We start from the raw sequence: 12,414 nt of genomic DNA, 5'->3' as shown, positions 1-12,414 counted from the left end.
TGTTACGTACTGAAACAACCTGCCAAGGATGCGCAAACCATTTATGCTTGAATTTTTTTGATCGATCCTTATGCAGCGTGCTGGGAAGCCCCGTCCGGCGGGGCTGTGCGGGCGATACGGCAGGCCCGCCCGGTATGGCGCAGCGGGTGCTCCGACCCTGACGCGGTAACAAACTCGGCACGTGGCGGCCAAAATCGGTAATTCAGGGAGAAATTCGTAACAAGATATTCACGGATCGGTAAATCATTCAAATTGGCCGAAATGGAATTATCTTTGCGCACAATCTTTTTATTGTTTCTCTGCGAGTCGTGAAAAGCGGGGTTGACGCGCAATGCATGTTGTTTCCTGGTGTGCAAATTGAGCGGCCGGATTGCGGTGGCGGGCCGGCAACCGGGTGGGGCTTCATGCCGAATGGGACGGACGCGGAACACACGGCTCATGCGCGTATCGGGCATGAGTGACATGCGTGTCGGCAGCCAGATGGTTGAAGCCATGCGCGCGCCGATCGCACGGCAGCCGGCATCACTTCGCGCCGGGTCCACGCAATGCAGTCTTCGGCACAACGTCGCGATACCGCGAGAGCATAGGGTTCAGCGGCCGACACGATGCTGGTCCCGTCGCACGCATCGCGGCGTCGATCGGAACGTCACCGGCAGCTAATACATATACATATGCGTCATGCGTCGGCCTGCGCGCGGCACCATGCCGTTGCGCGCGCAAGCGCTTCGACAGCGCCATGCTTGCAGCCCGCTTCGCCGCGACGCCGACGGGATCGCACGGCGCGAGCGGCGGCATAGCGCAGTTGACGTTGCGTACGAATGCCCGGATGGAACGTCTGAATGTCGCGCGCCGCTTCGCCTGTCACGCGCTGTTGCTCGCGGGGCGCAGCGATGCGCGGTGGCGTCGCGTGCACGACATGGGGCAACCGCAAGTCATGCATCCGCCGCGCGTCCGAGCAGCAATTCCCTTTCACGCGCATTGCGCGTCAACTCAGCGGCGCGCCGGAATTCGACCTTCGCCTCGTCGGCGCGGCCGAGCTTCGCGAGCAGGTCGCCGCGTACGCTCGGCAGCCAGTGATAGCGTGCGAGCGCCGGGTCGTCGCGCAGCGCATCGACGAGTTCCAGTGCGGCGGCCGGTCCGAACGCCATCCCGACCGCTACCGCGCGATTGAGCGCGACGACCGGCGAAGGCGCGACTTCGGCGAGTGCGTCGTACAGCGCGACGATCTGCGCCCAGTCGGTGTCCGCTGCGGTGTGCGCACGCGCATGGCAGGCCGCCAACGCGGCCTGCAGCGCATACGGCCCGCGCACACCGCCGAGCTTCGTCGCCCGCTCGAGCGCCGCGAGGCCGCGGCGGATCAGCAGCGGATCCCAGCGGCTGCGGTCCTGATCGAGCAGCAGCACGGGCCGCCCGTCGGCATCGGTGCGCGCGTGCATGCGCGACGCCTGCAACTCCATCAGCGCGAGCAGCCCGAGCACCTCGCTTTCATCGGGCATCAGCCCGGCCAGCACGCGGCCGAGACGCAACGCCTCGTCGCACAGCGCGGGGCGCGTCCAGTCGTCGCCGGCGGTCGCCGCATGGCCTTCGTTGAAGATCAGATAGAGCACTTCGAGCACCGACGCGAGCCGCGCGGGCCGCGCCTCGGCGGCCGGCACCTCGAACGGCACGCGCGCCGCCGCGAGCGTGCGCTTCGCACGCACGATGCGCTGCGCGATCGTCGGCTCCGGCGACAGGAACGCGCGCGCGATCTCGCCGGTGGTCAGCCCGCCGAGCAGCCGCAAGGTCAGCGCGACGCGCGCATCGGCCGACAGCACCGGATGGCACGACGTGAAGATCAGTCGCAGCAGGTCGTCGCCGATGTCGTCCGCGCGCGCGTCGGCGATATCCGGCACGACGTGCGCTTCGAGCGCGTCCATTTCGTGACCGAGCTGATCGCGCTTGGCCGCGTGCAGCGACTCCTGGCGCACGCGGTCGAGCGCACGGCGCTTCACGGCGGTCATCAGCCACGCGGCCGGATTGTCGGGCACGCCGTCGACCGGCCAGTGCTCGAGCGCCGCGACGAGCGTGTCCTGGGCGAGTTCCTCGGCCACGCCGAGGTCGCGCACCACCCGCGCGGCGCGCGCGATGATCTTCGGCGCCTCGATTCGCCACACGGCCTCGATCGCACGATCGGTCGCCTCGCGGGTCACGCCGAGGGCCCCTGGGCGGGGGTGGGTGGCCGGGGCGCGATGGCCTCGATGGCCGCGGTGGTCGCCGTGGTCCTCACGGTCCATGCGGTCGGCACTGTCCTTACGGGCGGCGCTGTCCTCACGCTCCTCGCAGTCCTCATGGTCAGCACTGCCTTCGGAGCCGCCAAGCGCCCCGCGCCCGACACGCAACCGAACGCACCATCGAACGCCGCCGCGCCAGCGCCCCGCGCCGCCGACGAAGCGATGAAGGTCATGTCGTCCATAGCGATCACCCGATGACGTGGAATCAAACGCCGCGGCCGTGCCCGACGTTCAGCTCGCGGAACCGTTCGACCGCGTCGCTCGGCGTCAGGTCGTCGAGTTCGAACAGCGGACGCACCTCGATCTCGCAGTCCATTTCCGCACCGAACGGCGCCGGAAACCGCCGCGTCCGCTCGAGCGCTTCGTCGCGCGAACGCACCTGGATCAGCGTGTAGCCGGCGATCAGTTCCTTCGTTTCCGCGAACGGGCCGTCGACCACCGTGCCCTTGCCGCCGCTGTACCGCACACGCCAGCCGCTCGCGCTCGGCCGCAGGCCGTTCGCATCGAGCAGCACGCCGGCCTTCGCCAGTTCCTCGTGATAGACCGTCATCGCCTCGACCAGCCGGTCGTCCGGCAACGCGTCAGACTCGCTCACGGCGGTCGCCCGGATCATGATCATGAATCGCATCGCTCGCTCCTTGTCATCGGTGGAAAAGGCAGCCGCTCATCGGCGCCTTGACCCTACGACGCGCCGCACGCGGACGGATCGACGTGTTGCACGCCGAATCAGGGTAAATACCGACGCGGCGCTCGTCACAGGAAGCACGGGCCTACCGCGCGTACCTCGACCGTGCACCATTGGGCGGCCGGGCACTGGCGCGCGATCTCGATCGCTTCGTCGCGCGTGTCGACGTCGACGAGGAAGAAGCCGCCGATCATTTCCTTCGCCTCGGCGAACGGGCCGTCGATCAGGCGCGTGTCGCCGTCGCGCACCTGCACACGCGTCGCGCGCTCGGAACGCTCGAGCGACTCGACGCCGCGCAACACGCCGCGCGCTTGCAGCGTGCCGGCGAACTCCACCATCCGCGCGTATAGCGCCTGCCCTTCCTCGAGCGTGCGTTCGGCACGCTGGTCGGTCGGTTCGACTATCAACAGCATGTAGGACATCGTGCTCTCCCGTGGCGGCCGTACGCAGTATTGAACGCGCGGGCCGGAATGACGCGGCGGATGCAAAGCGTAGCAGCCGCTGCCGCGCGCGGCGACCGGCGCGGCTCCAATGGTGATTTCTCACGCTGCAAGCGATTTTGCCTTCAACCGGCGTGGCTGGCGTCCGGATTTTGCTGCGGCAAACGGATCGACGTGATGCGCACTACTCGACACGCCGCCCGTGCGACGCCCCACCGGCCAGCCCGCTCTCCGCGCGCGCATTCTGCCGTTGCATCGCCGGCCTTGCCCGGATTACAAAACCGGCACGCAACGAGCGACGCGTTACGCACGCCTGCACACCGAACGGCAGCGCGCGACCACGCGTTACGCGCCACGGGCCGTGGCATAGCGGGCCCCCCCCAACAGCAGGCACGCAACCTGCTGCACGCATCAGCGTCGATTAGTGCAATTGCATCAGCACCATGCGTGCAACGGCACTATTTACCGGGTCCATCGCGGCGGGCCATATTTACCGGACGCTTGCTTCATCGCCCACGTCCGCTACGCCGCCGCGACCGATCGCGACATTTTTTAACCGCCGTCCCGCCCGCGTGGCGCAAGGCGCTCAGGGAAGCGCGCCGACGAATTGAAAATTTGTATCGAAACTCAGGCGGACGATATGAATCTCATTGGATGCTGGGTTTCGTCTTATCTTCAAAGTGGCGTGTAAATCAAATCGAAGGAGGATAAACACCATGGCGCTCACCGACTCGATCGAACACAAGCTCGACCGCGGGCTGTCCGAGCTCCGACGCACCGGCCGGCGCGTCGGACGCAGCACCCGTTCGGCTGCTCGCGACCTGCACGAGGACGTCACCGACGACCTGCGCAGCCTCGTCGACGAACTCGAAGATCTGCTGAAGAACGACGGCGACGGCGATATCGCTGCGCTGCGCAAGCGCGTCCAGGCGCGGCTCGACGAAGCGCGCAGCACGCTCGACTACGCGTCGGGCAACGCAGCCGTCCGGTTGCGCGAATCGGCCGAACGCATGGCGCAGGTCGTCCACGACAACCCGTGGCAGACGGCCGGCATCGTCGGCGGCCTCGCATTCGTCGTAGGCCTGCTCCTTGCCCGCCGCTGAACCGGGCCGCTCGTCCCGCTCGTCCTCAACCCGACAACGAAGGAGAATCGCCATGCAGAAGTCCCTCGCACTGAAAGCCGCCGCCGCCGTGATGCTCGGCAGCATCGCCCTTGCCGGTTGCACGACCACCCCCGACCGACCCGACAACGCCTCGGCCAGCGCGTCGAAACGCGAGTCGATCGACGCGAGCGTGAATGCGACGCTGTCGCGCCTCTATTCGACGGTGCCCGGCTCCCGCGATCTCGTGTCGAAGGCGCGCGGCGTGCTGGTGTTCCCGAACGTGCTGCAGGCCGGCTTCATCGTCGGCGGCCAGTCCGGCAACGGCGCGCTGCGCGTCGGCGGCAGCACCGTCGGCTACTACAACACGTCGTCGCTGTCGGTCGGGCTGCAGGCCGGCGCGCAGTCGAAGGCGATCGTGTTCCTGTTCATGACGCAGGATGCCCTCGACACGTTCCGCAAGTCGGAAGGCTGGTCGGCCGGCGCCGATGCGTCGGTTGCGGTCGTGAAGGTCGGTGCGAACGGCGCGGTCGACACCAATACGGCCACCGCCCCGGTCGAGGTGCTGGTACTGACGAACGCCGGCCTGATGGGCGACCTGTCGGTGAACGGCACCAAGATCACCAGGCTCCACATCTGACGCTCCGGCGCGGCGCCGCCGCGCCCGCTGCCCAGCAACGCCGCGGCCCGTGCCGCGGCGTTTTCGTGTGCGCGCCGCGCAGCGGCTATGACGCGGCCCCCTTTGCGGGCATACTGCGATCCGGGCCGCCGTGCGGTGCGCGTCGCCGTGAACCGTGACGTTCGCGAGCCGATCGCGCCCGAGGCAACGAGATTCAATCAAACCAGGCATCAATCTGCGCGAACCATCCATGGACAGCGGACACGATCACCAAAAATTCTTCTACTTCCTGCTGTTCGCGGTCACCGTCGGACTCTGCTGGATCCTCGCGCCGTTCTCCGGCGCGGTGTTCTGGGGCACCATTCTCGCGATCCTGTTCCAGCCGGTGCAGCGCTGGCTTGCCGCGCGCTTCGGCAAGCGGCGCAACCTCGCCGCGCTGCTCACGTTGTCGCTGATCATCCTGATCGTGATCCTGCCGCTCGTGTTCGTCGCGGGGACGCTCGTGCAGGAAATCGCGTACGTGTACCAGGAGCTGAAGGACGCGCCGCCGAACTATTCGAAGTACGTGCACGACATCATTCAGGCGCTGCCGACGTCGATCCAGCATCTGTTGCAGAAATACGGGCTCACCAACGTCCCCGGCATCCAGAAGAAGCTGACCGATGGCGCCGCGCAGATCAGCCAGTTCGCCGCCACGCAGGCGCTCAGCATCGGCCAGAACACGTTCCAGTTCGTCGTCAGCTTCGGCGTGATGCTGTACATGGTGTTCTTCCTGCTGCGCGACGGCGGTGAAATCGGCCGCCGCGTGCGGCGCGCGCTGCCGCTCGACGAGGAGCACAAGAACCTGCTGCTCGCGAAGTTCACCACGGTCGTGCGCGCGACCGTCAAGGGCAACATCGCGGTCGCGCTGGTGCAAGGCGCGCTCGGCGGGCTGATCTTCTGGATCCTCGGGATCGAGGGCGTCGTGCTGTGGGGAGCGCTGATGGCGTTCCTGTCGCTGCTGCCGGCGATCGGCGCGAGCCTCGTGTGGGTGCCGGCCGCGCTTTATTTCCTCGCGACCGGCGCGGTGTGGAAATGCGTGATCCTGGTCGGGTTCTGCGTCGGCGTGATCGGTCTCGTCGACAACCTGCTGCGCCCGATCCTCGTCGGCAAGGACACGAAGATGCCCGACTGGGTCGTGCTGATCTCGACGCTCGGCGGGATGGCGCTGTTCGGCATCAACGGCTTCGTGATCGGGCCGCTGGTCGCCGCGCTGTTCATGGCCAGCTGGGACATCTACGCACGCGCCGAACAGGGGGAATGACGCGGTGCGCGCCGGTCGTCGCGAGGTCGCGAGCCGGCAGCCGTCGTCGGCGCCGCTCGGCCATACGAGCCGATACGATGCGCCCGGCTGCGCCACCGGTCGACGCGCGCAGCGCTGACACAAGCGATAACGCCGGGCGTACGTGCGTGATCGTCCGGCTCCCCCGCTTTCCCGCTCGAAGTCGAAAAAAACGGCGTGACGCACACGTCACGCCGCCTGGTTCGCCAACACACCAACGTCGCCCACGGCAGCCGCAGCGAAGTTCCGCGCAATGGCTGACACGACGCCGTTACGCGCGCACGCTGCGCGTCACGCCTGCGGATCGACGCGCAGCACGAGCTTGCCGCGATGGTCGCCGTCGAACAGCCGGTTCAATACGTCGGGCGCGTTTTCGAGCCCGTCGGCGACGGTTTCCTCGGCCTTGAGCCGGCCGTCGCGCAGCCATCCGGCGAGCGTCTGCACCGCTTCGCGGCTCTTGCGGTAGTCGAGGATCAGGAAGCCGCGCATCGTCAGCCGCTTCGAGATCAGCACGCCGACGTCGTCGGCCGCGCGCCCGCTGTTGTAGGTCGAGATCACGCCGCACAGCGCGACGCGGCCGCCGATCACCATCCGCGACAACACCGCGCGCATCACGTCGCCGCCGACGTTCTCGAAGTTCACGTGCACGCCGTCCGGCGTGGCGGCCTTCAACTGCTCGCGGAAGTCGTCGGCCTTGTAGTCGACGGCAGCGTCGAACCCGAGCGTGTCGGTCAGGTAGCGACATTTGTCCGCGCCGCCCGCAATGCCGACGACGCGCGCGCCGTGGATCTTGCCGATCTGGCCGGCGATCGAGCCGACCGATCCGGCCGCCGCCGACACCACCAGCGTTTCGCCCGGCTGCACGGGCGCGATCTCGGTCAGCCCGTAGTACGCGGTCAGGCCGCTCATCCCGCACGCGCCGAGCAGCGTCGGCAACGGCAGGCCCGACTGCGCGGGCAGCTTGACGAGCTGCGCGGCCTGATCGGCCGGCACGCGCGCATAGTCCTGCCAGCCGACGAGCCCCTGCACCAGATCGCCTTCCGCGAAATCCGCATGGCGCGACGCGACCACGCGGCCGATGCCGAGCGCGCGCATCACCTCGCCGATCGCGACCGGCGGCAGGTATTGCGGCACGTCGCTCATCCACACGCGGTTGGTCGGGTCCATCGACAGATACAGCACGCGCACCAGCACTTCGCCGTCGGCGAGCGCGGCGACGGGTGTTTCGACCAGCGAAAAATGTTCGCGGCCGACGCGCGCTTCGGGGCGCGTCTTCAACAGCAGCTGACGGTTCACGAGTGTCGACACGAGGTTCTCCTCCGGTAATGGTTGGTCGGTGCGCGTCACACCGCGCACATGCCGCCGTCGAGCACGAGCTCGGCGGCCGTCATGAAGCGGCTCTCGTCGGACGCCAGATAGACGGCCGCATGCGCGACGTCGTCCGGCTCGCCGAGGCGGCGCAGCGGGATGCCGCGTGCGAGCTTGCGCGTCGCGTCGCGCTCGCCGAGCGACTGGAACAGCGGCTCGACGATGCCCGTGCGAATGAACGCCGGGTGAATCGAGTTGCAGCGCACGTCGAGTTCGCGGCGCGCGCAATCGATCGCGACCGACTTCGTCAGCGACGCGACCGCGGCCTTCGACGCGTTGTACGCGGTGAAGTCCGGCTCGACCTTGAACGCGGCCACCGACGAGATGTTGATGATCGACGCCGCGCCGCTCGCACCGAGGTACGGCAGCGCGTGCTTGCAGCCGAGCACGATGCTCTCGACGTTGATCGCCATCACGCGCCGCCACTCGTCGAGCGCGATCTGCGTCGGCGCGCCGATCGATCCGACGCCCGCGTTGTTGACCAGCACCGACAGGCCGCCCAGCGCCTCGTCGGCCTGCGCGAGCAGCGCCTGCCAGCGCGCCTCGTCGCGCACGTCCTGCGTCGCGGCGAACGCGACCGGCGCCGCGTGCGCGGCGTTCAGCTCGGCCGCGAACGCATCGAGCGCCGTGGCGTCGGCGATGTCGGTCAGGAATACGCGCGCGCCCTGCTCGACCATCCGGCGCGCGATCGCGCGGCCGAGCCCGCCCGCGGCGCCCGTGATGAAGGCACGCTTGCCGGCGAGGCGTGAAGAAACGACTGTCATGGAACCTGCTCCTATCGTGATGGGCCGCGACGGCGGCTGCCGCGCGCCTGTCGGCGCTCGCGCGGTGTGCGAGTATAGCGAGCCCGCGTGGCGGCGTCGGACGAACTGTCCGGCGCAACCGGCCGCGCCGGGGATGCCCGAATTTCACGCGCACGCGGCGCTCGGCGTGAAGCTGATGCCGCACGCGATCGCCTGCCGATACAGCTCATCGCCGCCCGCAGCGACGCGCCCGCCCGTCGCTGCCGGCACCGCTCGATCGAACGCCAGCGTACGCGATCGCCGCCGATCGATGAAATGAATATTCGTAATACCCGGTCATCGACGGGATTGATGAGCGCCGCGCCCCTGGCCGGCGCGCGCGACAGGTCGCCGCGCACGGCGCTGGCGCACGCACGCGGGCCGTCGACGACGAAATGGCAAGGCGAGGAGGAAGCAGGCGTTGCAGCGCGACCGCGCCACGCGCGCGGCGGCATCGGCGACCGACGCGCCGCGCCGGCCGCGCGCGTCAGGCGCCGTTGCCGGCGCCGCGCACGAAAGCGCAGAACTGCGGGGAATGGGTGTCGATCATCTGCTGGAACGGCGCGCGGTGCCCGTACGCGATGCTGGACACGAGCAGCAGGCTGACGGCCGCGATGCGCGGCGAGAACGCGCGCGGTTGCGCGTCGCCGTACGCGCGCAGAAAGGCCAGCGCGACTGCCGCGCCGAGCAGCCAGCCGGCGACGACTTCCGGAACGGTATGCGAATGATCGAGCACGCGCGCGATCGCCGTCACCGCGCCGACGGCCAGCCCGGCCGCGACGCCGGGCGCCTTGCCGGCGCGAAACCCTTGCCACAACGTCGCCAGCGCGACCGTCCACACCGACGTCGACAGCATCGTATGGCCGCTGATCACGCGGAAATCGAACTGCGGGATCTCGATGCCGCACCCCGCATAGAGGATCTTGGTCGCGCCGACCACGCTCATGCCGGCCGCGAGCAGCGCGACCCAGCGCACCGCGAGCCGCCAGTCGGACAGTGCGAGCCAGATAGCGCAGGTCAGCGCGACCGGCAGGGTCAGCGCGGCGTCGCCGATGTTGCTGATTTCACTCCACATGATGGACGTCGAACGGCTAGCGAAAGGCCGCAGTTTAACGCATGCACACAGCGCGGCCGTTTCAGCCTGTGACAGGCTGTATCAGCTTGCGACGCCGGTGATCAGCAGCAGATTCGTGCCGCCGATGACGGCGAACAGCGCCCACGCGAGCGCCTGCATCCCGCGGCCGATCGCATGCTCGCCCATCGTGCCGCGATCGCTGACCGAGCGGATCAGCGGCCACATCGCGAACGGCAACTGGAGGCTCAGCACGACCTGGCTCCATACGAGCAGCTGCCCGACCGACCCGTCGCCGAGCCACAGCACGCCGATCAACGCGGGCACCAGCGCGAGCCCGCGGGTGATCAGACGCCGCTGGTAGCACGGGATCTTCGTGTGCAGGAAGCCGTCCATGATGACCTGGCCGGCGATCGTGCCGGTGAGCGTCGAGCTTTGCCCGGACGCCAGCAGCGCGATGCCGAACAGCAGCGCGGCCGCACCGCCCGCGATCGGCGTGATCAGCCGGTAGGCCTGCTCGATGTCGGTCACGTTGTGCTGGCCGGTCGCATGGAACGCCGCGCCCGCGACGATCAGGATCGCCGCGTTGACGAGCATCGCGACGAACAGCGACACGCAGGTGTCGATGCGCACCAGCGCGAGCGTGTCGCGGATCAGCCCGCGCGCGCCGCCGACCACGTGGCGCGTCTGCACGACCGACGAATGCAGATAGAGGTTGTGCGGCATGATCGTCGCGCCGACGATGCCGAGCGCGAGCACGATCGCGTCCTTGCTGTCGTGGCCGGGGTTGCCCGGCACCAACCCCTTCGCGACCGCATGCCAGTCGGGCGGCGTGATCGCGACCTGCGCGACGAAGCAGAACGCCATCGTCGAGATCAACCCGAGCACGATCGCCTCGATCTGGCGCACGCCCTTGCCCTGCAGCCCGAGGACGATCATCGTGTCGAGCGCGGTCAGCACGATCCCCCACGCGAGCGGCACGCCGAGCAGCAGCTTGAACGCGAGCGCGCAGCCGAGCACTTCGGCGATGTCGCACGCGATGATCGACACCTCGGCGGTCACCCACTGCACGAGGCGGCCGACGCGGCCATAACGGTCGTAGCTCGCCTGCGCGAGATCCTTGCCGGCGACCAGACCGAGCCGCGCGGCCAGCATCTGCAGGAAGATCGCGGCGAGACTCGAGAACGCGACGACCCACAGCAGCGAATAGCCGAACTGCGAGCCGGCCTGGATGTCGGTGGCCCAGTTGCCGGGGTCCATGTAGCCGATCGCCACCAGCAGGCCCGGGCCGAAGAAGCGCTTGAACTTCATCCAGCGCGACGCGCGCGCGTCGATCGTGATGCTGCCCTTTACTTCCGACGGACAGAACGGGGCGGTGGCGGTGGTGGGAAGCAAGGGCATGGACACGGGCGATCGGATGGGCAATCCGGCCATTTTACGGTCACCCCCCGCTTTTTACCGCAGGTGTGCGCGCGCCGCCGGGCCGGCCCAGTCGCCGGCCGCCGGCGCGGGCCGGGATGCGGTGCGCGCCTCGGGCTGCTGCGCGCCGTCGATCAGCAGCCGCTCGCGCTCCGCGATGCGGAATTCGGTCGGCGACACCAGCAGCCGCTGACGAAACAGCTTCGCCAGACGCTCGCCGCTGCCGAACCCGGTGCGGCGCGCGACCTTGTCGGCGGGCAGCGTCGTATGGACCAGCATGTGGCACGCGCGCTCGAGCCGCACGTGCTGCACGAACTCGGTCGGCGTCACGCCGATTTCCCGCTTGAAGCGCCGCAGGAAGTTGCGTTCGCTCATCGCGGCCGTGCGGGCGACGTCGGCGATCGAGATGCGGTTCGCGCTGAGCGTGCGCAGCCGTTGCGCGGACATCCGGATCGACGGGCTCGCGCTCAGTTCGCGGTACGCCCACATCGACTGCGTATAGCGTTGCTCGACCGGACGCATGAAGTTGTCGGCGATCTGCTGCGCGGCGCCGTCGCCGAGATCGGCGCGGAACATGTCGAGCACGACCGCGAACACGTCGACGGCGCCGGCCGGCGGCTCGATCGTCGCGGCCGGCCGGCGCGTGCCGTCGGCCGCCTGCGCGCGCGCCGCGTGCATGAGCGGCGGCGCCGCGGCGAGGCCCGGCAGATCGACCGCGTCGGCGATCCAGCGCGCCTGGCGACGGACGTCGCCGAGGCGCCGCTGCAAGGCGGCGTCCCAGTTGATCGTCACGCGCTCGCCATGAAGATGCAGGAATGCATACGCGCTGCGGCCGTGCTCGTCGTCGAATGCGTCGGCGGCGATCCTCACGCCGGACGACGACTGCAGCAACCCGCCGCTTTCGGACACGTACTTCACCTCATAATCCGCGCCGAGCGGCTGCAGGCGATTCGCCAGATTGAAAGCCTCGCCGAGACGCGCGGCCTGCGCCAACGAAAACCCCGCACTCAAATAGACAACTACGCACCGCTGATCTGCTGCTTGCACTGGCAAGGCCCCCGGACTGTTTCGACTTCTGCCGATACCGTCGAACTGTCAGGCTTATATTTGGTGTGGATGCGTGCGACAGGACGGCTATCTCGAAATATGAAGCGACGGCATCGTAGCCGAACGATCCGATTCCCGCGCGCCGGTGGCCGACCACGACATCATGATGGCGGATTGATACAGGCTGTGCCGCGTGACGGCGCGGCAAACGGCGCGCCGCCGGGCCGGCCGGCGCATGCGCGGGTGCGCTTGGGTTGCCGCCGCATCCTTTAGAATCGCTGCACCGCCCTC

General features: G+C 68.5%; 13 protein-coding genes. 4 read left to right on the top strand and 9 right to left on the bottom strand.

The features are described 5' to 3' along the window. Nucleotides 1-68: 68 nt before the first annotated feature. Together MBR110_RS15890 and MBR110_RS15885 are read right to left on the bottom strand one after the other, a co-directional pair. Nucleotides 69-494 carry a hypothetical protein gene (locus tag MBR110_RS15890; protein ID WP_146125844.1) on the bottom strand — a complete coding sequence of 142 codons (426 nt, stop codon included), beginning with the start codon at nucleotides 492-494 and terminating at the stop codon, nucleotides 69-71. A gap of 438 nt (nucleotides 495-932) precedes the next feature. Then, nucleotides 933-2,189: an RNA polymerase sigma factor gene (locus tag MBR110_RS15885; protein WP_034194964.1), complete on the bottom strand. Its 1,257-nt coding sequence runs from the start codon at nucleotides 2,187-2,189 to the stop codon at nucleotides 933-935. 48 nt (nucleotides 2,190-2,237) lie between these two features. Here MBR110_RS15885 and MBR110_RS15880 point away from each other — a divergent pair, with 48 nt between their 5' ends. Next, nucleotides 2,238-2,468 carry a hypothetical protein gene (locus MBR110_RS15880; protein WP_181709412.1) on the top strand — a complete coding sequence of 77 codons (231 nt, stop codon included), beginning with the start codon at nucleotides 2,238-2,240 and terminating at the stop codon, nucleotides 2,466-2,468. 7 nt (nucleotides 2,469-2,475) lie between these two features. Here the strand turns inward: MBR110_RS15880 and MBR110_RS15875 are convergent, their stop codons facing one another. Then, on the bottom strand, nucleotides 2,476-2,898 hold the full coding sequence (locus MBR110_RS15875) for a YciI family protein (RefSeq protein ID WP_059558908.1): 423 nt from the start codon (nucleotides 2,896-2,898) through the stop codon (nucleotides 2,476-2,478). Nucleotides 2,899-3,023: 125 nt separating this feature from the next. Next, nucleotides 3,024-3,377 carry a YciI family protein gene (locus MBR110_RS15870; protein ID WP_011881526.1) on the bottom strand — a complete coding sequence of 118 codons (354 nt, stop codon included), beginning with the start codon at nucleotides 3,375-3,377 and terminating at the stop codon, nucleotides 3,024-3,026. Nucleotides 3,378-4,111: 734 nt separating this feature from the next. On the opposite strand from MBR110_RS15870, the gene MBR110_RS15865 reads away from it, so the two are divergent. The 3 genes from MBR110_RS15865 (at nucleotide 4,112) to MBR110_RS15855 (ending at nucleotide 6,417) form a co-directional block, all read left to right on the top strand. Further along, nucleotides 4,112-4,498 carry a DUF883 family protein gene (locus tag MBR110_RS15865; RefSeq protein WP_011881524.1) on the top strand — a complete coding sequence of 129 codons (387 nt, stop codon included), beginning with the start codon at nucleotides 4,112-4,114 and terminating at the stop codon, nucleotides 4,496-4,498. Between the two features lie 52 nt (nucleotides 4,499-4,550). After that, a complete protein-coding gene (locus MBR110_RS15860) occupies nucleotides 4,551-5,135 on the top strand; it encodes a BPSL1445 family SYLF domain-containing lipoprotein (RefSeq protein WP_011881523.1) in 585 nt (194 codons plus the stop codon). A gap of 229 nt (nucleotides 5,136-5,364) precedes the next feature. Further along, nucleotides 5,365-6,417 (top strand): AI-2E family transporter, encoded by a 1,053-nt coding sequence (locus tag MBR110_RS15855; RefSeq protein ID WP_011881522.1) that lies wholly within the window; start codon nucleotides 5,365-5,367, stop codon nucleotides 6,415-6,417. Between the two features lie 309 nt (nucleotides 6,418-6,726). On the opposite strand, the gene MBR110_RS15850 is transcribed toward MBR110_RS15855, so the two are convergent. From MBR110_RS15850 to MBR110_RS15830, 5 genes are all read right to left on the bottom strand, one after another. After that, on the bottom strand, nucleotides 6,727-7,743 hold the full coding sequence (locus MBR110_RS15850; RefSeq protein ID WP_014724605.1) for an NADP-dependent oxidoreductase: 1,017 nt from the start codon (nucleotides 7,741-7,743) through the stop codon (nucleotides 6,727-6,729). Between the two features lie 35 nt (nucleotides 7,744-7,778). Next, the gene (locus MBR110_RS15845) at nucleotides 7,779-8,567 is read right to left on the bottom strand and encodes an SDR family oxidoreductase (protein WP_014724604.1); all 789 of its coding nucleotides are present in this window, start codon (nucleotides 8,565-8,567) and stop codon (nucleotides 7,779-7,781) included. Between the two features lie 505 nt (nucleotides 8,568-9,072). Beyond that, nucleotides 9,073-9,660, bottom strand: coding sequence for a phosphatase PAP2 family protein (locus MBR110_RS15840; RefSeq protein ID WP_011881519.1), 588 nt, complete (start codon nucleotides 9,658-9,660; stop codon nucleotides 9,073-9,075). 81 nt (nucleotides 9,661-9,741) lie between these two features. Further along, entirely contained in the window at nucleotides 9,742-11,058 is a 1,317-nt protein-coding gene (locus MBR110_RS15835; RefSeq protein WP_014724602.1) for an Nramp family divalent metal transporter, read from the bottom strand. A gap of 54 nt (nucleotides 11,059-11,112) precedes the next feature. Continuing rightward, entirely contained in the window at nucleotides 11,113-11,994 is an 882-nt protein-coding gene (locus MBR110_RS15830) for a helix-turn-helix domain-containing protein (RefSeq protein ID WP_226102889.1), read from the bottom strand. Between the last annotated feature and the right edge of the window lie 420 nt (nucleotides 11,995-12,414).

The organism is Burkholderia sp. MBR-1 (assembly GCF_013822785.1).
Lineage (GTDB): Bacteria > Pseudomonadota > Gammaproteobacteria > Burkholderiales > Burkholderiaceae > Burkholderia > Burkholderia vietnamiensis.
The sequence above is the reverse complement of the archived record's forward strand: the minus strand, read 5'-3'. Positions and strand labels throughout refer to the sequence as shown.

Coding starts and splice junctions, on each gene's coding strand:
- MBR110_RS15890 (WP_146125844.1), bottom strand. CDS start 494: ATGGCTTCAACCATCTGGCTGCCGACACGCATGTCACTCATGCCCGAT.
- MBR110_RS15880 (WP_181709412.1), top strand. CDS start 2,238: ATGGCCGCGGTGGTCGCCGTGGTCCTCACGGTCCATGCGGTCGGCACT.
- MBR110_RS15875 (WP_059558908.1), bottom strand. CDS start 2,898: ATGCGATTCATGATCATGATCCGGGCGACCGCCGTGAGCGAGTCTGAC.
- MBR110_RS15870 (WP_011881526.1), bottom strand. CDS start 3,377: ATGTCCTACATGCTGTTGATAGTCGAACCGACCGACCAGCGTGCCGAA.
- MBR110_RS15865 (WP_011881524.1), top strand. CDS start 4,112: ATGGCGCTCACCGACTCGATCGAACACAAGCTCGACCGCGGGCTGTCC.
- MBR110_RS15860 (WP_011881523.1), top strand. CDS start 4,551: ATGCAGAAGTCCCTCGCACTGAAAGCCGCCGCCGCCGTGATGCTCGGC.
- MBR110_RS15855 (WP_011881522.1), top strand. CDS start 5,365: ATGGACAGCGGACACGATCACCAAAAATTCTTCTACTTCCTGCTGTTC.
- MBR110_RS15845 (WP_014724604.1), bottom strand. CDS start 8,567: ATGACAGTCGTTTCTTCACGCCTCGCCGGCAAGCGTGCCTTCATCACG.
- MBR110_RS15840 (WP_011881519.1), bottom strand. CDS start 9,660: ATGTGGAGTGAAATCAGCAACATCGGCGACGCCGCGCTGACCCTGCCG.
- MBR110_RS15835 (WP_014724602.1), bottom strand. CDS start 11,058: ATGCCCTTGCTTCCCACCACCGCCACCGCCCCGTTCTGTCCGTCGGAA.